Origin of the sequence: Fulvivirga lutimaris (assembly GCF_009711525.1) — a bacterium.
Classification (GTDB): Bacteria; Bacteroidota; Bacteroidia; order Cytophagales; family Cyclobacteriaceae; genus Fulvivirga; species Fulvivirga lutimaris.
Genome location: NZ_SMLV01000377.1, coordinates 1,276 through 23,631, shown reverse-complemented (window position 1 = coordinate 23,631; position 22,356 = coordinate 1,276). Strand labels below are relative to the sequence as shown.

Here is a 22,356-nt window from a genome sequence, read left to right as displayed (position 1 = left end):
CTTCATTATAGTAATTATAGATTCCGGATAAATAAACCCCTTTTAGAATTTAGGGCTTTATTTTCCGGAAAGACATACTAATTAGTTTACCAATCCATCAAACTAATCCCATTCTCACTTTGTTTGAATTACAATTATTTAAATTTGTCTGGAACAAAAGTATCACGCTATCAAAAAATTCGAAATACCTGCTTATTACCGGTCGTCAATCACTGGCCGTATTAAAGAATCGCGAAGAATAACGGATCCTCGTAAAAAGGACTTTACACCTACAAAGCTCGACTTTGGCCCGGTACAGTTTTTTATAGCCAGGCATTTTGGCTTTTGCTATGGCGTAGAAAATGCCATTGAAATTAGCTACCGAGCCTTGGAAGAAAATCCGGATAAGCGAGTTTTTCTGCTTAGCCAAATGATACATAATCAGGCTGTGAATGAAGATCTGGTAAGCAAAGGCATTCAGTTTATTATGGATACGGACGGCACTCAGTTTATTGAGTGGGATGCCCTCAATCCTGATGATATTGTAATTATTCCGGCTTTTGGTACCACCATAGAAATTGAGAATAAACTTGAGAGCATAGGTATAGAAGTGCAGAAATATAATACTACCTGCCCTTTTGTGGAGAAAGTATGGAAGCGCTCAGAGAAACTTGGTGATGAACAACACACGATCATCATTCATGGCAAGCACAACCATGAAGAGACAAGAGCTACATTTTCACATAGCTCTAAAACAGCACCTTCGGTTATTGTTAAAAATATAGAGGAAACTAAAAAGCTGGCTCAGGTAATATCTGGAGAATTGAGCTCTGATGATTTTTACAAACTTTTCGAAGGTCGTTATTCTGAGGGTTTTGATCCAGAAAAGCATCTGTCAAGAGTGGGTGTGGTAAACCAGACCACCATGCTGGCCACGGAAACGCAGGAAATAGCAGATTATATAAAGCAGACCATGCTGGAAGTTTATGGTGAAGCTTCATTTAAGGAACATTTCGCGGATACACGCGATACATTGTGCTATGCTACTAATGACAATCAGGATGCCACCTACGGACTGCTGGAAGAGGAAGCTGATTTAGCCATTGTGGTTGGTGGATACAATAGCTCTAACACCTCGCATATTGTAGAGTTGTGTGAAAGAAAATTTCCAACCTACTTTATTAATTCACCCAATGAAATAAAGTCTGAAGAAGAGATTCATCATTTTGATTATCATAATAAAAAAGGTCTTGTGTCAAACCAATGGCTGCCCTCTAAAAACCCAACCAAAATAGTGCTTACCAGCGGAGCCAGCTGCCCGGACACATTGGTAGATGATGTAATGCTGAAGGTGCTTTCTTATTTTAAGGAAGTAAAACCTTTAGAAGCTCTGATGGCAGAATTTGAAATCACAGATTAACAGTTGAAGACGAAACAATCAGGAAATAGATCCGAATGGAAGTTTGTGGCTTCTATGGTTGCGCTTACACTTTTTTGTGGTGGGGCACTTTTTGTTTTCTTTAAATTGACCGGTAGTCTTCACAGAGGAGCATTGGCGGATTTTGATGACAGTATTTCAAATTTCATCTTTGGTAATCGTGACCCGTTAATGACTTCCATCATGAAGGGCATTACAGAACTGGGAAATCTGTATGTGTATCTGGCAGGGGTGCCTATAATTTTCTTTTCACTTTATGGTACTAACAAGCATTGGCACCGTTCAATTGAGGCCGTTGTTATCGTACTGTCATCTTTTCTGCTTAATACATTTCTTAAATTATACTTCGTAAGACCACGCCCAGATGCAGAGTTGAGATTGATAAACCTGTCAATGGAATCGTACAGCTACCCGAGCGGACATAGCATGACAGCCATTGTATTTTATGGGTTCATTATTTATCTGGTAATGCATTATGGCCATACCAAATGGGTAAAATATGCTGTTGCCGTGGTGCTGTCAATGGTAGTGGTACTTGTAGGCATTAGCAGAATTTATCTGGGTGCTCACTACCCCAGCGATGTACTGGCAGGTTTTGCTGCCGGACTTTTCTGGCTGCTTTTTGTCATTGGCTGGCTGAGGTATAGGGGGTTTAAAAGTAGTTAGTGTAGTCAGGACTGAAACTTAACTATCAGAGTCCCTTTCAGGTGATACTGGTTGGGAAAAATGGGCGATTTGCACATACCAAAGTAGCAAAGCACATAAGTTTATGCACTGCTAGGCCATGTTATCTGCTACATTCGACATTATAATTTTCCAATATAATCTTCACTTCATCGATTGATTCTATTGCATTTATTTTTTGAGCCCAACTCTCTTCATCCTCAAAAAGAAATTTTGCTATTCGTTTTTTTAGACTTCCAAATGGGCCACTGGAATATACCTCACCCTCGTCCTTGCGCCAAAAATAATCTGTCCGCACCACAGACTGATCGTATGTATTTGTCGAGAACATGGTGTACCAATTTACGCATCCATTAACGTGTTCTTCATATAGTGTCCCTTTTTTACTGGATATAGGATCCATATGAAAGTCTGAAATGAATTTGCGTTCCATTCCTTTTGGATCAATAAAAGATAAATGAGAAATTTCTTTAGTCTTGATTTTTTTAATACCCTCGCCATTGATTACTGATAGTTTACGATAGAATGAATTTTCACGTATCAACTCTTTGTTGAAAATATTTACCCAGATTTTTATTTTATTGTTTAACGTGTCACCATCAAATGTTATGATTTCTGCATCCAGACTTACGCTTTGAGAATTGGCAAAATTACATGAGAAGATAAAAAAGATTATTGCTAGGTATTTCATTTCAAATAATTCGTATGTTCTAGGTTATTGTTTCAGATAACACCCCGCTAACAACATGAGCGTGCGTGGTATTTTTTATCAGCAATATATGTCATTGCTGCTGGTTTGCAAATAGTTTTCTCGGTTGTCTGGTTGAAGGGAAGTTTTCATTCCTCCTTAAATATTTTTTCAAAGGCATCGTACACGGCTAAATGTAGCGTATCTCCATGGTCTTGTTTTTCCAAGAATTGAAAATATAAATGGGTATTTTTATTTTCCTGTAGCTGTAGTTTGCTGTGTAATTCATTGGCAATTCTTTCCATTGTTTCACCCTCTTTGCCTACAGCTATGTAGACAGACTTCATTGAGGAGTAGGCTTTAGGTGTGTATTTTAATAACGACTCATCATCCCACCATAAGCTGGGACTTACAATAATATAGTTGTCAAACATATCGGGCCTTTTAAATAAAATCTCTGTGGCTAAAAGCCCGCCAAGAGATTGACCAATTACCGTTTTTGTTGAGCCTGTTTTGTATTTCATTTCAATAAAAGGCTGCAGCTCTTTTTCTAGGAAGTTTATAAATACCTCAGACTTTCCTGCTGTTGGAAAGTCTTCCTTGTCCTGGATGTTATTGGTGGGAAAGGTAAAATCTCTTCTTCGGTCAAGGTTAGATATGCCTACTACAATCGATTCAGGAATCATACCGATCCACGAAAATGAACCGAATTGAACAAGTCCTGATATATGAATAAAATCCTCATCAATAGAACCATCTAACAAGTAAATCACTGGATATGTCTTTGAAGAGTCACTCGAATATCCCTGCGGTAGATAAATATTAAGGACTCTACTTTCGTTGAGTATTGCTGATTGAAGTTCAACTTTTTCTCCAATCGAGAGCTGGCTGGTTTTGTTTTCTAGCGCAGTATTTTGAGCCATAACCTGGCTACATGAAACAATGAAGAGATACGCTAATAGTTGTTTTGTGAGCTTCATTTATGTTTTTATTTAATAAATTCTATATAGATCAAGAATGATCCAACCATGATCGCCCAAAGTATAAATCCGACAAACCTAGATTTTAAATCCTGATTGATTTTTCGCCTAAAACCATGTTCGTGAAATCTTTTAATCTCATTTTCGTAGGGGCTGCTAAAAGGGAAAAGGATGTTGAGAATAAGAATTTCTCTATCTAAGGGTAATACCTCTCTCTTTTTCAATAAATCAACTTCTCTGTTATATTTTTCTTCATCAAACCCTCTTTCAATTAGCTCCTTCATACATGCCTCTTTATAATCTTCTGAAGGGCTTCCAAACAACAAACTGCTCTGACCATGCGCAACTTGAAGTAATGTATCGTTGCTCATACTTTTAACATTAACATGTTGTGCATTATTCGGCATAAAAATTTACTGTGTTTGTTTTGCCCTTAATTTACATTCGTGCGATTAGAAATTATACTTCGAAGACTTTAAAATAATCATTTGTAACTTTCCATTATGAAGAACTTTGCGTTTCTGCTTATAGCTTTTTATTGTGCTTATACTACTCAGGCGCAATCCATCCCGGTTAAAACGGCTAAAGCTTTGGATGCTTATGTTGAGGTAACTAACAAATGTGTAGCCAACCTCACTAAAGCCATGAGTTGTCTTGAGGGCTTTAATGCAGCATCACTAAATTATAAAGAACATCAGCGTGATGGCTTTAGAAGTTATAAAACAGCCTGCATCGATTTTGTAGATGACTACTATCTAAAAACGACCAAAGAAAGGTCTGTGGCACTTGCTAATGGTGAACGCCAGCAAGTTGATAATGCTTATTACGCCATGCTAGGTGTCTACAAAAACATTGTAGATAAATGCCGGGAGATTGAGGCTTATGTAAACCTTCAGGATTATCAGCAAGATGCCGAGCAGCAATGGGTAGAAAAGCAACTTTCAGCAATTCAAAAGGAATACCTTCAATTCAGAACCACGAAGCGGGAGTTTGATAAAATCATATATTCCATTTACAGAAGTCACCAGCGTTATAATTCTGGTAATATCAATCATGTTGCAGAACAGAAGATGCGTGACGCCATCAAACTGGAGGTAGAAATGATGGATAAATGGGCGTATAATTTAAACCCCAAAATTCCCGTTGCTGGTATCCCCAATGCTGAGTTGATTCATAACATCAACCAAATGGACTCAATGTTTCAGAGAGTGGAGATACCCAAGGTTAGCCTGTTTTATAAGCAGTTTATTTATCAGCTCTATCATGGCTCACAGAAGACCAAGCGCTACTGGCTGGATAGAAATATGTATGACAATGGGCTTGATGACAGTCATGCCAATTCTGGATATAAGGCCTTCGTTAATGAGTTGAACAATGCGGCCATATCATTCTTCAATAAATTTTGCAGTAACAATGAGGATTTTAGAGGCATAACCATGACGGAATATAGCCCAGTTTTTATACTGCCAAATGAGCCTGTTTTGGTGGATCCTGAACCAGTTGAATACGATGAAATTGAGGTTAAGCCACTCACGGTAAAACCTATGAATAGAAGCATTTCTGTAGAGGAGGCTTTTGCGCTCAATAGCTATGTAGAGTTTGTGAATAATGCCGTGCGCGTGAGCAAAAGTATTCCAAGGGTGTGTGAAAGCTACAATCGTTCGGTAATAAGTGCTCAGGAAAATGGCCGTAAACCATCAAAGTTTCATCACAGTTACCCGGACATTCCATTGTCCTATTATCAAAGTGCTTTATTCAATAGTAAATATGTACCTGAGCCATACCGAGAGGTGCTAAATAAGCAGGCAAAGCAGCTATGGCAGATATTTGATGAACTCCAGCAGTCACTAAAACAATTGGAGTTATCCACCTATGGGAAAAGCAATATTGAGCCTACCTATGAATTTTTATTGGCGAGGTTAAAAAGAATTGCTCACCTGATAGATCAGTTCAACTATCAGTCTGATGAGCTTTATAAGAACCTTAAACTCATTTATAATAGCTTCACCCAAGATCAGTCTGACCCCTGGATAAAAACCGGACAGGATATGACAGCACTAATGGATGAAAGTCGGCAGATTGTAGAAAAGATGTACAGTTATATTAGAGATAGTTCAGGTGTTTTACCTTCAACGGATGACCTCAATACCAAGGCCAGAACGGCCTATTTGAACAAGCATGATAACCTTGATCCTATTAATGCAGGTAGATACGGAACCTCTTCCAGCAAGATTGAAGGTCATTACAATCAAATCATAGATGATGCAAAAAAGTTAGGCGAGCTATCACAATTGGGCTTTGAAGCGAATCCGCGCAAAAGTGCTTCGGCTGCTGAGGTTTATGAGAAATTCGTGTACCAATACAATCACTTGATAGAATATTCTTTTAACAATATGGTGGAAATACCAGATGAACAGATTTCGAAATTCGAGTATTTCAATCCTTATATTAGTTTTAAACCAACTTCTCTGTTGAAGCACCAGAAGAAGATGATTTTCTATGACTTTGCAAGTCCGCCTGACAAGACACCTGAAGCTGAGCAATCTGAACCTGAAGTAACTTCTGAAAATGTGGATGATCTGTATACTTCAATGGATGGCTATGCCATTAATCACCTTGTTCTACTATTGGATGTTTCATCTTCGATGAACAGCCCAGATAGACTCCCACTTTTAAAAGAGTCGCTGAAGCGGTTGCTTGGGATCATGCGCGAGGAGGATAAAATTTCTATTGTTATCTATTCTGAAAAAGCCAAGGCTATTTTGAAAGGTGTGTCTTGCACAAGCAGCAAGGTGGTTAAAGAGCTTGATAAACTGAACTATGAAGGCACCACACATTTTAATCAGGGGATGGAGCTTGCCTATGAAGTAGCCGATAAATACTTTATAGAAAATGGCAATAACAGAATAATCGTGGCTACAGATGGGCAGTTTAATATGGGTAGTGCACAGTACAAGTTCATAGAAGAACAGGCCGCAAAAAATATTGCTATGTCAGTATTTTATTTTGGTAGTGAGCCCTCTGAAAACATGATGAAAATGGCCGAATCAGGCAAAGGAAAATACTCACACGTCACTTCGGAAAATTCGGATTTGGTTTTAGTGAAGGAGGCTAAGGCCAGGGTGAAGGAATAAGCTGGTGGCGCCATTAGAACCTAATATTTTTAGGGCAATGTTATTTTGTCAAATTTACTGGTTCTGAGAGAATCAAATTGAAGCAACATCGATTTAGATGTTAATTCTAGAATTAAAGATTTCATCTTTAACCCACCTGGGTATTCAATTTCTATAAATTCTTCATTGCCACTTGATATCAATTTAAAATTAAGTTCTTCAAAATCATCTTGAATTTCCAAGGTCTTTAATTTCGAGCTGTCAATGGAATAACTAAATAGCTTTCCATTGAAACCATCAGTGAAGGTTAACTTATTAATATCTAATTTGTTGTAGTTGTTGATTCTGATTAATTGGGAATCAATCTGTGAATAGATATGAACAAATTTTCCAGAGTCTGTCTGAATAATATATTCAATGGTGTGCATATCCAATTCAAAGTCATTTTTAATACCCTGACTTAAAGTGTCATATTCAAGGTTTCCATCTATAAAGAACCCTAAATGATTCCATGTTCCTGATATTAGACCTTTAGTTTTTGAGTTGATAGGCTTTGAACACGAAGTAAGTATTAATGCAATGAGAGGAATAATTATAAACTTCATTTTGTATCTATATCCTTTCTCATTCCACTAATCTAAACCTTTTTTAATGACTCAATTCTTCCATCTCTGCAAGAGCCATATCAAGTTTTTTTAGTATCCTTCCATAAATTGTTTTCACATCTCCGCGATGAATAGATTTACTAAAAACGCTCATGATTATGGCGATAATGATCACGAAAATGGTCGTATAGATATGGAGTCCGAAAAATAATGCATCTGAGTTTGCCGCAACAATTTCTCTAACATCTGTAAAGGTATTGGAGAACCATATACCAATATAAAAAGAAAGGATTAAGACGGGGTAAACAATGCGATACATTTTGCCATATCGGTCAACAGACCTATTTATCCAATCTTTGAAAGACCTTAAAAAAGTATAGCTGTTTTGACTCTTATCTATTTTTTTCAATGATGCTAGCTCGTGATATGCAGTATAGGCTACATACAACATCATGGTAAGTACAATGCTGCCTGCAAACAGCGCCCCTGTAAAATAAGAAGTGATAAATAGCAGTGAGCTCACTATCACAATACCCCAGATATTAACAGTGAACATCTTTTCAAATTTCTCGATAATATGTATGGATTTCTTATTGTAGATGTCATTGACTTTAGGGGCACTCATTCCCTTGTCATTCTGAAACCCATCCTTCCATATCGATTCAATAGACTTTTCCATCTAGAAGTTTTTTTAGTCGTTCTTTAATTCGTTTTATGCGCACACCAATATTGTTTGGGTTGGTGCCAATGATCTCAGCAATCTTCTGATAAGACTTTTCTTCGAGGTAAAGTAAAATCACACCTCTATCAACTTCAGATAGTTTGCGAATGGCACTGTAAAGCTGATTTAGCGATTCATCCTCAAATACCCCAGGTTCTTCGGGAATTTCAGGCAGCATTTCGTCAGAAATCTGACTATGACTTTTCTTCTGTTTTTTCAACAGGGTAAGGCTAACATTTAACGTAAGCCTGTACACCCATGTGGACCATTCGGATTGCCCTCGAAAGTTGTTTCTGCTTTTCCAGATTTGTAAACAGACCTCCTGATAGTAATCCTCAAAATCCTCTTGCGTGTTAGTATATGCGCGGCATATCTTTATTATGATAGCTGCATATGGCAAAATGGAAGATGAGTAAAAATCGCTGCTCACTTTTTTGATGGCATTGCTTAGGAATTTTTATATGATTCTACCTGAAGCTTGGGCCTGAGAATCTAAATTTTTTCCTATGATTAACCCGATTGTCATCCCGATAGTGATGCCAAAGGATATACCCAAAGATCGTTCAAAATTAGATAGAATAACAATTCCAAAAACAACCCCAAATGATGCTCCGAGTCCTAACCCCATGTTGGTGTAGTGCCCTTTAGTAATTAAGGAAAAAGTATCGTTCAAGAACCTTTTAAATTGTTGAAGTACTTTTCTAAAATGCCTTTTCTTGTTTCCAGTATCACTGTTTGACTCAAGTGCTGTGAGTTCAGTCTCTATGGTTTGAACTTCGTTCTCTGAGAAATCTCGATTCTCCAGATTAGTGAGTATATGAATGAAGTTTTGGTAAATCATTATTTCAGATTTTTCTTTTGCCTCAGATTCAAGTTTTCTCAAATATTGAAGCGCCTCTTGCAGTGTCATAATTTTAATCTTTTCTTATTTAGTGGCCTAAGTCAAAGATTATTACACCTTGTCAATTATTTTTTATTCTACTCCAATTCTATTCATTCTTAATTCCTAAATAACTCTTTAAAATTCGGGAAAATTATGCCCATAAATTTTAGGACAATATTTTCCCGAATAACAGTGCTTCTAAAACGCCTGAGTTTACTTCACCGGATACCTCAATATTGTCTTGAGCTTATGAGCCTCAGTTTTTCTTGGGTCGGAGAGGTAGATTTCATGATGGTAGCCATTAATTTCCAGACCTTGCTCACCAACAAAGGCAAACAGCTTTTCGAGGGTCGGAGCTTCATCTTCATAACTTCCTAAATGCAGTATTTGTACGCACTTACCTTCGTTCAAAGGCCTGAACTGAACTTCACTGATTTGAGTAGATCCTTTTTTGGCAATGGTTGTCTGTATCGCTTTTTCCACATCCGATTTGTTTACAAAGTCAGGCATGGGAATGGCAATGTTCCAGTGCCATTCGTTTCGAGGCGTTTGATCAAATGGAATCGTACCTTCTACCCACCATTGGCCTTCCATCTTGGGCACTACAAAGTCTTTATCCTCTTCTTTGTAGGTAAACTTGATAGCATAAGCCACAGCATATATGGCCTCAATGGCATTCAGAAATACCGGGTCTTCAGGGGCACAAACCCCATTAATGGTTAAATAATTATACGGTGTAGCCTCTATTATTTGGGGAGTATTTTTTGCCGTATAGTAGGCTTTGTCAGTTTTGGTGAGGTCTAGTTTGTTCATTGTTTCCGTGTTAAATAATTCAAAATGATCCATAAATTTTATTTCTTCGAACGCTGCCATAAAAGGAGTCAGCTCTTTAATTTTTTCAAGTTGTGAAGCTGCATCAACGGCTTTATCTAATGAAGTCCATTTAACCAGATCCATAAATACCAGTTCATTTTCTGATGACCTGAATGTCTGATATTCCAAAATACCCGGGAACTTCATAATATATGACCTGGCCGAATCCAGAATGTCATCATAGTTCTCAGAATACTCGTTTTTGATTTTGTAAACCACAAGTTCAAATACTGTGGTTTCTTTTGCTGTTAGTGTTGTCATAACTGTAAAGACTAGGGTGAATAATACTTTCATAACTTCTTTTTTTAAGCAAGAAAGTAGGGGGTAGTGACAACCCTATGTCAGCAGTGAAAAATAAATTTCAATTATTTTTTCAGTTGTGAAAATCTACGTCAAGCTTGCGTAAGGAAGGGAGGCACGAAAGTTTGAGGAGGGTGCGGCCGGGTAGCTTCAAACTTCCTTTTTTTGCTACTTTTTTTCTTAATGAAAAAAGTAGAGAGAGAATTATAGTAATTAATGATGACTCAAAGAAAGCAGCAAATTAGATCATAAAAATACAGGCACTAGCCATTACTTTGCTTCAACCTGAGAATAGGCAGCCAGCCCTTCCTGGAAAAACTCAATGACTTTGTCTTCTAATAGAGAGGGGGAAATAACTTTAGCTGCAGTTGTAAATTGGAGGAGCCAACGGGCAAAAATGTTTAGGTCTGAGGTCATGAACTTCATGTCAACATAGTCATCATGGACTTCGCTTTCAATAAAACCCATAAAATACCTTGACTCCTGAATGTAGCGACTCACTTTGGCATCAAAGCGGACATTCACTTCAATCAAATCAGTGCCTCTAACTATCGTATCAAGATAACCTTTATAATCTTCGTGCCTTGCAGGGTCAAAACTTGTTTCCGTGACACGCAGCTTCATGATTCGGTCAGACCGGAAATCACGAAGGTCATTTCTTAGTCTGCAATACCCCACCAAATGCCAATTTCTGGAGTAGTAGCACAAGCTCATAGGTTCTACATCACGATTTGTAAAGGCGTCATTATAGTTTGAGTAGTAATCAAAGTTGATCACCTTTTTATTGGCCAATGCAGATTGAATGTCAGCTAAAAAATGATTAGGAAAGTCTGCATTGATGGTTTGTGGAGAATGGATGACCTCGATATTATTTTCTATGCTCTCCAAATAATCCTTTTCCTCCACTTTAAGTGCAGATCGGATTTTGAACAGTGCATCATTAAGATTATTTCTGATAGATACATCAGTTTGTTTTTCAGCCAGCTTAGTGGCCATGAGTATAGCTCCGGCTTCATCTTTAGAAAACTTGACAGGCGGAAGGTTGTAACCTTCCATCATAAAATAACCAACACCTGCCTCTGCGCCAATGGGCACTCCCGCTTCTTCTAAAGCCCTAATGTCTCTATAAACGGTGCGTAAGCTAATATCAAACCGCTCGGCAATCTCGAGCGCACGTACTACTTTTTTACTTTGTAGCTGTATGAGTATGGCAGAAAGTCGGTCGATGCGGTTCATCTTAAAACCAGTTAATTAGGTCACTATATTACAAAATATATCCTTTTCAGGTTGGTTTCAGCTTCTTTTGATCTTAAGCTTTTTTATGTACAGCATAAAGTAACACCTGCTTTTCCTTACCTCTGAGCTCAATTTTACCCAGCTCTTCAAAAGTGAAATCAGTTTCGGTCAATTTAGTTTTTAGATTTTCAGAGATTAAGAGTTCTTTCTGAAGCTCATTGCATTTGCCCTGAATTCTGGCCGCTGTATTGATTGGGTCGCCATGGTAGGCGATTTCTTTTTTGTACTTTCCTATTTCTGTTACTGTTACAAGGCCTTCATTTAAACCGGCTTTAAAATGTGGTTGGGAATTGTATTTTTCTAGATAATAATCCTTCTTTTTAAGTAGCTCTTTTTGGAAATGATAATAGGCATTAATACAATTTTGATTTCTTAAACCAACCTTTAATTTCCATGTCAGAATAACTTCATCACCAACATATTGGTATATTTCTGCTTCATTTTCTATCACAACACCTAAGTCGTTGAAGCAGTCCTGAATCATTTTGCTATAAGTGATATGACCAAGCCTTTCAGCATGCTCTGTTGAGGACTGCAGGTCTAGAAACATAAATATCCGCTCTTCATCACTTGGTGTATAGTATTTACCTCTTAAGAGTTTCCAAAGGTTATTGCTCCCAAAGAACAGGATGACTAGTCTCAGGCTGACCATAAAAATGTCTACAAATACTATATAAAAATAGATGGCAAAGCTTCCTGGCTCAAAGGCGAACTCTATAAGCGTTATATTCTCGCCATATACGGCATAGGCCAGTAAGATCATGAAAGTCAAAAAGAGGACAACAAAAATGGCCCTAAGTACCAACAACTTTTGTAATGAGATCTGCTTGTAGCCATACTCTTCAGTAAGCACTTGAGCAATACCAGAGATGCTGCCAAGAATAGGCCCCATCAATATGCTGCCCAAAAAGGCTTCAACTAATTCGAACTGGACGGAACCTAATTCTACAGTGCCTTCACCTCTGACAAAACTCAAAAACAGGAATGCCAAAGTCCAACCTATACTGAACTGTTTTATGATTTGCCAATTACGCCTATTTTTGAATTTCATTGATGATCAAGGGGTTAGCTAATAGTTGTAATAAGGCAAAGTGTTTGTTATTTAATTGTTATATGTGCCCATCGATTGGTTTTTATATAAGGCTAGTTGATGCTATTTAGTATTGTCAGTTTTCCATGATCTGGAAGTATTATAACTCGTAATGCCAATATCATAACCATATTTTAATACAACTTCAGAGTAATCTATTCTATTAAGCTTGAAAGTCTTAGACGAAAGTATTGTCATAATTTTGTTATAAATTTCTTCAGCATCTAAGTTGTTAACATCTTTATTTACCCATACCTCAATTACAATACCTAATTGCGATTCAACAGTGACATTTATTTTTGATGACTCAACGCGGACTACATCTTCAAGTTCATAAACATCACTTGCAACCTCTACTAAAATTTCCTGATTTGCTTCAACAATGTCTGATAATGCATTAGTTGTACTTTTAAAAAAATAAAAAGTCGCTCCAAAAGCAGAAAGTATGGCAGCTATTATACCAATGTACCCGTAGACTTTCATTCTTGATAAAGGAGTTATTTCCTGTCGATCACTATTTTGAAGTTTAACATATGTATTAGCTAATAGATCATGAATAGTTCTCCTATCCTTAGTATTGGCTAAAAAAAAGTAAGATAGGCCAACGTAGTAGGCAATATTTAATACACCAAGCAACGAAGAGAATACAGTCAAATAATCAAAGTTTTGTAAGTATTCTAGTAAGAAAAATGGAGATGTTAAAAGCAAACTTCTAATGAGTGCTTTGTTAAAATTCAGATGAGAGCCATCAGTATTTACTACTTCAATAGACAGCGCGCGTTTGCCTAATGATTGCCCATTTCCATAGTGGCTATTGAAAACAGCGAAATACATAGTTGAAATTGCCCAGCCTAACAGTACTCCATGAATACTAAGTTCAACTAACAAGGACTCTCCAGCGAGAGCAATCAAATAACCAAGGATTCCAAGTATTATTGAGTCAATGGTTAATGCACCAATTCTTTTAATAAACATGTTTTTACAATCTTTTTAATTTTTGGGACCTAGTAGGTTGCTAATGGAATTTATTCCCTAACACTCCAAATTTCATGAATTGGGTCGCCCTTACTTGACAATCCAGAGTGGTGCCATTTACCATCAATTAACTCATAATTGAAAGTCAGACTTAAGCCTGCTTTGTTGTCATCTCTGGAGAAGAACTCAATATTTTCGGTGTACTTGCCATCAACAGTGGTGTAAGTGCCTCCACCTGTTCCCATAAACTCTTTGGTTGCAGTGTTATAGGCGATCCATTGAAATCTGGTTCCTGACAGCATTTTCATGGTCTTTCTGGGCTGATCGGTATCTCGCAATTGAGTCTCACCATCCTTAACCCTGCCAGACATCAACCAAGCCCCTTGCAGTTGGCCGGGTGTACCGTCATCTATTCTTGTCAGTATGGTTTCGCTCCCAACAATGCCTATGGTTTTATCAGTAATCTCCACCTGAAAGCTGACTTCGGTGCCCACACGATCAGAGTTGTCTGTATCGAACTCTACTTTTTCTGTCATGGTATTCCCATCAAGCCTCCAGGTGCCACCATTGGTGTGAATAAATTTACCGGTCTTGGCTTCATAGACAGAAATCACCTGATAACCATCAGCGAACATTACAACACTTTTAATATCAACACCTTGTTCATTGGTATGATGGGCCTCCCAGGCACCAATAATGTTTTGTGCGTGACTGCCTGATGAAATAAGGAGGAAGATGATAAACGAAGAAAGTATTTTCATAGCTTGTTCAATTAAATAAACTAGAATGGGTCTGTTAGAATAAAGTTAGCACTTTTTAGGACGGGATAATAAGGCTAAAAGTTGTTCCTAATTTACCGTCACTTTCACACTTTACTTGATAGCCTAAAGCATCCGCATAACGCTTAACTATGGCCAGCCCAAGACCAGTAGACTTTTCGTCACCCGTTGGTTGAGCCGTGGCGCGTGCGTATTTATTAAAGATTTTCTTTTGATCGCTAACGCTAACTCCCGGCCCCTGATCTTCAACAGCAATGGTATAATTTTCACGAGCAGTATTTAAACTAATAGTCACTTTACTATCAGACGGAGAAAATTTCAGCGCATTGGAAATCAGGTTGTCCATAATTTCTCTGACCAACAGCGGATCTGTTTCCAGATTGACTTGCTCAGCATTTTGCACAACCAAACCTATTTTCTTCTTATCTGCACCGGGCTTATAATCTTCGGCTACTGTGTTAATCAAGGAGTTAAGATTAGTATTTTCTTTTTTGACAGTTAACCCTTGATTTTCCACAGCATTGATGTCCAAAATCCTATCAATCATTTCAACTGATCGGTTCGCAGAAATTTCCAACTTATCAATATACTCTGCAGACTGCTTGGCGTCACTTTCATGCTTCATAAGACTTACTAAGCCTTTGATCTGATTCAGTGGACTTTTGAGATCATGGGCAATTATTCCTATGATCGTATTTTTTTCTTCATTCAAACGCTCCAGTTCATCTGACCTCTTTGATAGCATTTCTGTCTGATGGCTTATCTCTTCATTGCTTTCTTTCAAATCAGCCATTGAATCATTTAATTGCTTATTGATTTTTCCTTTTTGGGCGTATAATCGGAACATGACGATTAGTAAAATACTCACCAATACTAATCCGACTACAACAATGTAAATAGTCGTTCTCTTTTCCTTTAGGCTCTTCTGGTAAGCCAGACTTTCCCGCTCTTTTTCGAATTCAAACTTTTGCCGCTCTTTCTCCAGTTCATATTCACCTTCTAACTGAGCAATTTTTCTTGTTCTATCCTGATTGAAAAGTTCGTTTTCATATTTTCTGGAAATCTCGAGGTAATAGAGTGCCTTATTACTCTGACCTAGAGTTTTGTAAATCTCATAGAGTTCAAATGCAGACTTAGACATTCCTTCTTTTGATGAAAGAGCAGTATCAATTTCATAGGCCTCAAGATAGTTTGACAGTGCTTTTTGAATATTATTAGTTGCCAGGTAGTACTTTCCAAGGGCAGACCTGGAAGAAGCAATTTGACCTTTATTATCACAAGATATAGCAATGTCTAATGCCATGTTGAGATAATAGAAACCTGAGTCCAGCCGGTTCATGGCAACGTAAAGGTTTCCTAGTCCATTGATTGGGTTAGCTTTTTCACACCTAGCCCCAACCGTTTCATATATTTTCGTTGCTCGCTTATAATTACTGATTGCCCTGAGTGTGTCTGAATCAGATAAGCTTAGACCAGCTAATCTGTTCAATGAATTGGCAAAGTCTCTAAGGTTTCCAAGGGTGCTGTCAATTTCAGCAACTTGCGTAAAATACTGGAGGGCCTTTTTATAGTCTTGCTGATCTTCAAATATGTTGGCCAGATAATATGCGGCAGTAGCTTTTCCGTAATCATGGTTTTCTTTTTCAAAAACTAATAAGGCATCATTAAGATAATTAATAGCCCTAACAGCATCACCTTTAGATTCTAATGTTGCGCCAATATTTAATAAGGCTCCTGCCACATCTATAGGTCTACCGAGTTCCTCAAACACTTCTGCTGATTCTTCAAAAATTAATATGGCGCTATCATATTTTGAGATGCTATAATAAGCTCTTCCCAAGCTGTTTAACCCATCTGCCAGATTAGATTTCGCCTTATTGCCAAAACCTCGGGCTTCAGAGACCACCTGTTTCAACATTACAATTGCTGTATCTGGCTTGCCTTCATTGATATAGGCCAGTGCCACATTCCGCAGTCCTTGCAGTTGTCCGTTAATATTGAATACCTCTATACCCAATAACCTAGCGTTATTGGCATACCGTTTCATAGAATCCAGATTAAGATTTCTGTATTTAAAGGCTATATCGAGGTATAGTGCAATTTGAACGGAGTCGTTAGTACCTACTTTTTTTAACTCACGTTTAACGCTATCTATTTCTACATCGGTTTGCGCATAAGCGAGTTGCCCAAAAGAAAGAATTGTAATTAATATGAGGTAAAATGGCTTCATTAAGAACCGTTGAATTATAGAACTGCTTTTAGAATTTAAAGGTATAATAATTATAGGTGTCTAGATAAATAATTGTTATTCTAATCTAGAATTTATAACAGTTTAAAGGCCTAAACTTTCACCCCTATGAACAGCATATCGTCAGTTTGTTCATTGCTTCCCTGCCAGCTAATTAATTCATTTTCAATGGCCTCTTTTTGCTTCTCCAGTGGAAGACCTACAATCTCATTCAGAAGTTTTTTCAGGCGCCCGTACATGAACTTTTTGTTACTTTCCCCACCAAACTGATCTACAATTCCATCAGTAAACATATAGATGAGGTCATTTGACTGGAGCTGAAGCTCATGTTGATTGTAGTTTCTTTTGGTTTCATAAAGCATTCCACCTACAGGGTAATGGTCTCCTTTAACAACATTAAGCTCACTTTTATGAATGAAGTATAGTGGCCTTTTAGCACCTGCATAAGATAGTTTTTTAGTATTTCTGTCAAACATACAAAGCGCAATGTCCATACCATCATCAACCTGAACATACACCTTGTTAGATTTCAGGCTGTCAATTACATGGTCATTAAGTTCTTCCAATATTTTTGATGGGCTAAGTACATTTGACTCATGAACGATCTGGTTGAGCAGCGTATTTCCCAATACATTTAAGAAGGCCGCTGGTACACCATGCCCGGTGCAATCTACTGCTGCTATCAAGACTTTTTCATCACGCTCTGCAAACCAATAAAAATCTCCACTCACCACATCTCTTGCTCTGCTAAAGACAAAAGCTTCGTTAAAGACATTTTTCAATTTCTCATCATCAGGAAGAATGGCCTGTTGGATATTTTTTGCGCACAAAATGCTGTCCATAATGTTTTTATTCTTCTCTTTTATCTCATCATTTTGAGCTTGAAGTATTGAATTAGTTTTTGTCTTGTAGCTGTTTTTACGGTACTGTAATATGATGATGAAAATAATTAGTGCAATAATTCCACCCATCCAGTAGATAAGCATTTGGTTATTATCTAACCGCAAGTCCTTAATCTCTGCTTCCTTATTTAAGAGATTGATCTGATTTTCACGCGTCTGTATTTGAAAATTGTTTTCCACCTGAGCCAGTTTTTGTGCTTGCTCTTCATTAAAAATCTCTCTTTGTATGGCCACATACTTTTCATAGTACTCAAGGGAGCTTTTAAAATTTCCAAGTGCCTTATCTACTTCAGAAAGGCCTTTATATGTGTTGCCGATGATCTGTTTGGCCCCAATTTCTGTCGCCATTTCTAGTGCCAGCGTGTACTTCTCTTTGGCACGCTCATATTCCTTTTGAGCAAGATTTACGTCCCCAAACTTTTCAAGAAGCTCGGCCTTGTAGTAGGGCTCCTCTATCTGGTTCATAAGTGACATTGAGCCTTCATAATATTTTTTTGCCGAGTCATAGTTCTCGCGCTTCATAAAATTGTCACCTATATTGCTCAGGTCGGCATAGATCCCTTCAATATAATTCTCCTTTTTATCAATGTTGTAGGAAAGCCTATAATAGTACATGGCTGTATCTATTTTTCCAACCTCATCATATACTAAACCCAAGTTGCTGTAGGTAGTAGCTACTCCAATATCATCACCTTTATTAAGCTTTATTTTTAAGGACTTTTCGTAGTACTCTATAGTCTCTTCAAACCGACCAAGATCGGTAAGTATAAGACCCACATTGTTGTAGATTACCGCTAATTGAACGCTATCTTGGGTCTGTTCATGAATTGAAAGCACCTGATAAAAATAGTCGAGGGTTAATTCATAATTGCCTAATCCATAGTGTACAATCCCAATGTAATTAAGTATGTTAGCCTGCCTTGAAAGGTCTTCAATTTTTTTAGCCGTTGTCAGTGCCATTTCGGCATATTCGAAAGTTTTTTCTAGATCAATGGAGCGGTATTTCCTGGCAAGTAGATTTGCAGCGTCAATTCTTATTGTATCAGAAACAGCATTTTCGGTTAAAATTTTTAGACTATCGATCTCAGGGCTCTGAGAAAATAGAAACAAACTGTAACCAAATAGTGTAAAAAACAGTAAAGTCTTTAATCGCATACGTATGGATCTGGTAAATTGCTTTGTAACTTCAGATTTATTCGTGTTAATTGCAATCGAATTTATTACAAAAACTTACATCCAGTAAGTTCAAAATTTAATGTTATGATAGTCATATCGGTAGCGTAGATTAGGTGCCTTTAGAAGGTAGACCTAATCATCTAGTAGTCTCATCTTTTAATTATTAACTACCGATATAATGCGTATTAAATCTTTACTAAAGAATTTTATTAGTGCCGTAAAAGGCGAAGAAAAAGACTTTGTTAGCGGAAGCATTAACAAAGCAATATTTATGCTTTCCATTCCCATGATTTTGGAAATGGTGATGGAATCTCTATTTGCAGTTGTGGACATTTACTTTGTGGGCAAAGTAAGTGTTAATGCTGTGGCTACAGTAGCACTTACAGAATCTGTAATTATGATTGTGTATGCCATTGCCATAGGGCTTAGCATGGCTGCTACAGCTGTGGTGGCACGAAGGATCGGTGAAAAACAACCTGAAAAGGCTGCTACCGCAGGTATACAAGCTGGTTTTCTCACAATTGTAATATCTATGGTCTTCTCGTTAGTGGGAATCTTTTTTGCGAAGGATGTCCTTAGGCTGATGGGCGGTGAGCCGGACTTAATAGAGGAAGGTTATAAATATACCAGAATTATGTTGGGGGGCAACGTAACGGTAATGCTCCTGTTTTTGATCAATGCGATATTTCGTGGAGCAGGTGATGCGTCTATAGCCATGCGTGTGTTATGGATAGCTAATGGCTTGAATATCTTGCTGGACCCGATATTCATTTTTGGCCTTGGTCCTATACCTGCTTTTGGTGTCGAGGGTGCAGCTATAGCAACTAACATCGGAAGGGGGATAGGTGTTGTTATTCAGTTAGTCGCATTATTCGGAACAACTTCTGTAATCAGGGTTACTGTCCAAAACCTGAAGATAAAATGGGATATTATTAGAAATATCGTCAAAATATCACTTGGAGGTATTGGGCAGTATATGATAGGAACATTGAGCTGGCTGTTTCTCGTAAGAATAAGTGCAGTTTTTGGAAGTGAGGTTTTGGCTGGTTATGCCATTGCTTTTAGAATTATCATGTTTACCATACTGCCGTCATGGGGACTTAGCAATGCCGCAGCCACTTTGGTAGGACAGAATTTAGGGGCGGGATTTCCTGACAGGGCAGAGCAATCTGTTTGGAAATCAGCTTTCTACAATATGATCTTCTTGCTGATAATATCACTCATTTTTGGTATTTGGGCAGAGTGGTTTGTAAGGCTTTTTGCCAGTGAACCAGAAGTGGTTAAATATGGTGCTTTAGCATTAAGGGTAATTTGCTGTGGTTATATATTCTTTGCCTATGGCATGGTTATAGGCCAGTCATTTAACGGTGCCGGGGATACTAAAACCCCTACAGTGATTAATTTTTTCTGCTTTTGGATGTTTGAAGTACCCTTAGCATGGGTGTTATCCAGAACTTTTGAACTAGGTCCATTGGGCATTTTTCTGGCGATTGCTGTTGCATCATCTCTATTTGCTGTAGTGAGCATAGTAATCTTCCGCAAGGGCAAATGGAAAACAGTTACTGTTTAATTTAAAATAGAATTATTGCTCCTCAATCCACTGTCGGAAATGAGGAGCATTTTCTTTGCTTACTACTACCTCTTCTTTAGTAGTTGGCTCCAGTGTCAGCTGCAATTTTCCATTGTCGGGTTTAAAACTTTTAATGGCTTCGATATGGGCAATGTATTTTCTGTTGATTCTAAAAAATTGTTGATCAAGCAGCTCCTGTAATTCACTAATGTTCTTGTCAATGATGTATTTTTCACCATTCCGGTCTTTCAAAAAAACGATTTTGTGCTCGGTAAAAAAGTAAGCAATCTGGTTAGTAGAAACAGATACATATTCTATTCCTTTTTTAACCAGAAATCTAGACTTTGAAGGTTTGCCCTGATCAAAAAGGGCGTTAAACTTATGCTGGATAAAGTGGGTTTCCAGCTTTTTAACCTTGTCTAACGCCAGCTTTAATCTATCTTCTGCTATTGGTTTTAAAAGGTAATCTATGGAGTTTAACTCAAGCGCCTTAATGATATAGTCATCATAAGCAGTTGTGAAGATTACGGGAAATTGAACATCAATAGCTTTAAAGATTTCGAAAGAAACATCATCTGCCAATTGGATATCTACAAAAGCAAGTTGTGGGTGTGTGTTTGATCTTAAATAGTCAATGGTTTCCTCAACTCCCTCCAGAACAGACTCAATTTTTATTGATGAATCAATAGATAATAACATTTGAGCAAGCTTAGCTGCTGCTGTCTTTTCATCTTCTATTATTATTACCCTCATACTCATCCGTTAAGTTCTAGCATAGGAAGTTGAATACAAAATGTGTTTTGGTCCACGCTGGTTTTAATACCTTCTCCAACAATTATTTTAAAACGCTCTTCAAGATTCTTAAGTCCTATTTTAGATGAGTGTTGTAAAGATTTTTTCTTCCTCACCTGGTTTGAAATATTGAGCCAGTGATCATTTTTATTAATGTTGACTTGCATGGGGTATCGCGATGAAATTTCATTGTGCTTAACCACATTTTCGAGCGCCATAAATATTGAGATGGGCGGTATGAGATAATTGGAACTGATTTGTGCATCGATGTCAAATTCAACTTTTAGGTCATTGCCATAACGTAGCTGCAACAGTTCCATATATTTGTTTAAGAAAATAAGCTCGTCTTCCAGTAGTACAAGGCGTTCATCTTTATTACTTAAAATATAGCGGTAAACCTCCGCCAGACTGGAGGTAAAGTTCTTTGCCTTCGTAGGATTTTCATCAATGAGATAGGAAAGGCTATTTAAAGAGTTAAACATAAAGTGCGGATCAATCTGATTCTTCAATGCCTCAAGCTGAGCTTTTACTCTTGATTTCTCCAACCGCTCCGTTGCTATTATATCTGTCTCGCGTTGCTTTATCAGAAAGATAGTTTCATAGACATGTGTGATGAAAATAACACAGATTACACATACCACAGCGGTTATTTGTATTACACTCCAATTGATTGGCGCTCCTATAAATGAATACCAGGCATAGAGCATAGTTACTACTAACGGGGCAGTATAAAATACATTGGCACCAAGTAGTAATACAATTTTCTGAGCCGGGTTGATAAACCAATTGTATTTGCTTTCCAGTTTGAAAAGGATCCAACGATTGCCTTGCCAGATAAGAAATGATATAAGCATAAAGTAAGCATATGCACCCAACAGAAATAATGCAGATCGATTTGCATTAGAGACAAGCCCTGTTGCATTTGGAATAATGAAGCCAAAAAACTGGACGCCTATAATTCGCACCAGTTTATCATTGATTTTAATTTGCTGGCTCATCTTGTTAAGTCAAATATTTTTCCGGTTAAGTTGCTAATTCAGTCGGTTCGGTACTTATTTTCATTTTTGTATTAATAAAAATACTAAATTCAGATGGTTGAATGTCAAATATTACCCATTCAACTTAAATGAAACGATCATGACAAGAGTTGTATTTTTTGAGATAGATACCATAAACCCTGAGACTACCGTGAATTTTTTCAAGGGAGTATTCGACTGGAAATTCTCTCAATATAATAAGCAAAACTATTGGCTCATGAGAACAG

At 37.5% G+C, this 22,356-nt stretch carries 20 protein-coding genes; 4 read left to right on the top strand and 16 right to left on the bottom strand.

What is annotated here, in order from left to right; translation table 11 throughout:
* Positions 1-142 precede the first annotated feature (142 nt).
* Together E1140_RS11080 and E1140_RS11075 are read left to right on the top strand one after the other, a co-directional pair.
* Complete coding sequence (locus tag E1140_RS11080) at positions 143-1,399, top strand: 4-hydroxy-3-methylbut-2-enyl diphosphate reductase (RefSeq protein WP_343034229.1); 1,257 nt, start codon at positions 143-145, stop codon at positions 1,397-1,399.
* Positions 1,400-1,402: 3 nt separating this feature from the next.
* Positions 1,403-2,083 (top strand): phosphatase PAP2 family protein, encoded by a 681-nt coding sequence (locus E1140_RS11075; protein WP_155183223.1) that lies wholly within the window; start codon positions 1,403-1,405, stop codon positions 2,081-2,083.
* Positions 2,084-2,204: 121 nt separating this feature from the next.
* On the opposite strand, the gene E1140_RS11070 is transcribed toward E1140_RS11075, so the two are convergent.
* From E1140_RS11070 to E1140_RS11060, 3 genes are all read right to left on the bottom strand, one after another.
* Positions 2,205-2,792: a hypothetical protein gene (locus E1140_RS11070; RefSeq protein ID WP_155183220.1), complete on the bottom strand. Its 588-nt coding sequence runs from the start codon at positions 2,790-2,792 to the stop codon at positions 2,205-2,207.
* 146 nt (positions 2,793-2,938) lie between these two features.
* Complete coding sequence (locus E1140_RS11065; RefSeq protein ID WP_155183217.1) at positions 2,939-3,769, bottom strand: alpha/beta hydrolase; 831 nt, start codon at positions 3,767-3,769, stop codon at positions 2,939-2,941.
* Positions 3,770-3,777: 8 nt separating this feature from the next.
* On the bottom strand, positions 3,778-4,140 hold the full coding sequence (locus E1140_RS11060) for a hypothetical protein (protein WP_155183214.1): 363 nt from the start codon (positions 4,138-4,140) through the stop codon (positions 3,778-3,780).
* A 132-nt stretch (positions 4,141-4,272) separates the two neighbouring features.
* Here E1140_RS11060 and E1140_RS11055 point away from each other — a divergent pair, with 132 nt between their 5' ends.
* Positions 4,273-6,903 (top strand): vWA domain-containing protein, encoded by a 2,631-nt coding sequence (locus E1140_RS11055; RefSeq protein ID WP_155183211.1) that lies wholly within the window; start codon positions 4,273-4,275, stop codon positions 6,901-6,903.
* A gap of 29 nt (positions 6,904-6,932) precedes the next feature.
* On the opposite strand, the gene E1140_RS11050 is transcribed toward E1140_RS11055, so the two are convergent.
* The 11 genes from E1140_RS11050 to E1140_RS11000 all read right to left on the bottom strand — a co-directional run bounded on the left by E1140_RS11050 (position 6,933) and on the right by E1140_RS11000 (position 18,709).
* Positions 6,933-7,487 carry a hypothetical protein gene (locus E1140_RS11050; protein ID WP_155183208.1) on the bottom strand — a complete coding sequence of 185 codons (555 nt, stop codon included), beginning with the start codon at positions 7,485-7,487 and terminating at the stop codon, positions 6,933-6,935.
* A 43-nt stretch (positions 7,488-7,530) separates the two neighbouring features.
* Positions 7,531-8,166 carry a hypothetical protein gene (locus tag E1140_RS11045; protein WP_155183204.1) on the bottom strand — a complete coding sequence of 212 codons (636 nt, stop codon included), beginning with the start codon at positions 8,164-8,166 and terminating at the stop codon, positions 7,531-7,533.
* Positions 8,150-8,638 (bottom strand): sigma-70 family RNA polymerase sigma factor, encoded by a 489-nt coding sequence (locus E1140_RS11040; RefSeq protein ID WP_185153534.1) that lies wholly within the window; start codon positions 8,636-8,638, stop codon positions 8,150-8,152. The genes E1140_RS11045 and E1140_RS11040 overlap by 17 nt, the downstream gene beginning before the upstream one ends.
* A gap of 27 nt (positions 8,639-8,665) precedes the next feature.
* The gene (locus E1140_RS11035) at positions 8,666-9,118 is read right to left on the bottom strand and encodes a hypothetical protein (RefSeq protein WP_155183201.1); all 453 of its coding nucleotides are present in this window, start codon (positions 9,116-9,118) and stop codon (positions 8,666-8,668) included.
* A 186-nt stretch (positions 9,119-9,304) separates the two neighbouring features.
* Positions 9,305-10,258 carry a GyrI-like domain-containing protein gene (locus E1140_RS21780; RefSeq protein WP_246202827.1) on the bottom strand — a complete coding sequence of 318 codons (954 nt, stop codon included), beginning with the start codon at positions 10,256-10,258 and terminating at the stop codon, positions 9,305-9,307.
* 276 nt (positions 10,259-10,534) lie between these two features.
* Positions 10,535-11,500 carry a helix-turn-helix transcriptional regulator gene (locus tag E1140_RS11025; RefSeq protein WP_155183199.1) on the bottom strand — a complete coding sequence of 322 codons (966 nt, stop codon included), beginning with the start codon at positions 11,498-11,500 and terminating at the stop codon, positions 10,535-10,537.
* A 73-nt stretch (positions 11,501-11,573) separates the two neighbouring features.
* A complete protein-coding gene (locus tag E1140_RS11020; RefSeq protein ID WP_155183196.1) occupies positions 11,574-12,611 on the bottom strand; it encodes an adenylate/guanylate cyclase domain-containing protein in 1,038 nt (345 codons plus the stop codon).
* A 102-nt stretch (positions 12,612-12,713) separates the two neighbouring features.
* Positions 12,714-13,625, bottom strand: coding sequence for an RDD family protein (locus E1140_RS11015; protein ID WP_155183194.1), 912 nt, complete (start codon positions 13,623-13,625; stop codon positions 12,714-12,716).
* A gap of 50 nt (positions 13,626-13,675) precedes the next feature.
* Positions 13,676-14,386, bottom strand: coding sequence for a membrane or secreted protein (locus E1140_RS11010; RefSeq protein WP_155183192.1), 711 nt, complete (start codon positions 14,384-14,386; stop codon positions 13,676-13,678).
* A gap of 55 nt (positions 14,387-14,441) precedes the next feature.
* A complete protein-coding gene (locus E1140_RS11005) occupies positions 14,442-16,634 on the bottom strand; it encodes an ATP-binding protein (protein ID WP_155183190.1) in 2,193 nt (730 codons plus the stop codon).
* A gap of 110 nt (positions 16,635-16,744) precedes the next feature.
* Complete coding sequence (locus E1140_RS11000; protein WP_155183188.1) at positions 16,745-18,709, bottom strand: tetratricopeptide repeat protein; 1,965 nt, start codon at positions 18,707-18,709, stop codon at positions 16,745-16,747.
* Between the two features lie 199 nt (positions 18,710-18,908).
* Here E1140_RS11000 and E1140_RS10995 point away from each other — a divergent pair, with 199 nt between their 5' ends.
* Positions 18,909-20,300, top strand: a complete 1,392-nt coding sequence (locus E1140_RS10995) for an MATE family efflux transporter (protein ID WP_155183186.1) — start codon at positions 18,909-18,911, stop codon at positions 20,298-20,300.
* 12 nt (positions 20,301-20,312) lie between these two features.
* Here E1140_RS10995 and E1140_RS10990 read toward each other — a convergent pair whose 3' ends face one another.
* Both E1140_RS10990 and E1140_RS10985 read right to left on the bottom strand, forming a co-directional pair.
* Positions 20,313-21,053 carry a LytR/AlgR family response regulator transcription factor gene (locus E1140_RS10990; RefSeq protein ID WP_185153533.1) on the bottom strand — a complete coding sequence of 247 codons (741 nt, stop codon included), beginning with the start codon at positions 21,051-21,053 and terminating at the stop codon, positions 20,313-20,315.
* A gap of 2 nt (positions 21,054-21,055) precedes the next feature.
* Positions 21,056-22,090, bottom strand: coding sequence for a sensor histidine kinase (locus E1140_RS10985; RefSeq protein ID WP_155183181.1), 1,035 nt, complete (start codon positions 22,088-22,090; stop codon positions 21,056-21,058).
* Positions 22,091-22,356 lie beyond the last annotated feature (266 nt).

Coding starts and splice junctions, on each gene's coding strand:
- E1140_RS11070 (WP_155183220.1), bottom strand. CDS start 2,792: ATGAAATACCTAGCAATAATCTTTTTTATCTTCTCATGTAATTTTGCC.
- E1140_RS11065 (WP_155183217.1), bottom strand. CDS start 3,769: ATGAAGCTCACAAAACAACTATTAGCGTATCTCTTCATTGTTTCATGT.
- E1140_RS11060 (WP_155183214.1), bottom strand. CDS start 4,140: ATGAGCAACGATACATTACTTCAAGTTGCGCATGGTCAGAGCAGTTTG.
- E1140_RS11055 (WP_155183211.1), top strand. CDS start 4,273: ATGAAGAACTTTGCGTTTCTGCTTATAGCTTTTTATTGTGCTTATACT.
- E1140_RS11050 (WP_155183208.1), bottom strand. CDS start 7,487: ATGAAGTTTATAATTATTCCTCTCATTGCATTAATACTTACTTCGTGT.
- E1140_RS11045 (WP_155183204.1), bottom strand. CDS start 8,166: ATGGAAAAGTCTATTGAATCGATATGGAAGGATGGGTTTCAGAATGAC.
- E1140_RS11035 (WP_155183201.1), bottom strand. CDS start 9,118: ATGACACTGCAAGAGGCGCTTCAATATTTGAGAAAACTTGAATCTGAG.
- E1140_RS21780 (WP_246202827.1), bottom strand. CDS start 10,258: ATGAAAGTATTATTCACCCTAGTCTTTACAGTTATGACAACACTAACA.
- E1140_RS11025 (WP_155183199.1), bottom strand. CDS start 11,500: ATGAACCGCATCGACCGACTTTCTGCCATACTCATACAGCTACAAAGT.
- E1140_RS11020 (WP_155183196.1), bottom strand. CDS start 12,611: ATGAAATTCAAAAATAGGCGTAATTGGCAAATCATAAAACAGTTCAGT.
- E1140_RS11015 (WP_155183194.1), bottom strand. CDS start 13,625: ATGTTTATTAAAAGAATTGGTGCATTAACCATTGACTCAATAATACTT.
- E1140_RS11010 (WP_155183192.1), bottom strand. CDS start 14,386: ATGAAAATACTTTCTTCGTTTATCATCTTCCTCCTTATTTCATCAGGC.
- E1140_RS11005 (WP_155183190.1), bottom strand. CDS start 16,634: ATGAAGCCATTTTACCTCATATTAATTACAATTCTTTCTTTTGGGCAA.
- E1140_RS11000 (WP_155183188.1), bottom strand. CDS start 18,709: ATGCGATTAAAGACTTTACTGTTTTTTACACTATTTGGTTACAGTTTG.
- E1140_RS10995 (WP_155183186.1), top strand. CDS start 18,909: ATGCGTATTAAATCTTTACTAAAGAATTTTATTAGTGCCGTAAAAGGC.
- E1140_RS10990 (WP_185153533.1), bottom strand. CDS start 21,053: ATGAGGGTAATAATAATAGAAGATGAAAAGACAGCAGCAGCTAAGCTT.
- E1140_RS10985 (WP_155183181.1), bottom strand. CDS start 22,090: ATGAGCCAGCAAATTAAAATCAATGATAAACTGGTGCGAATTATAGGC.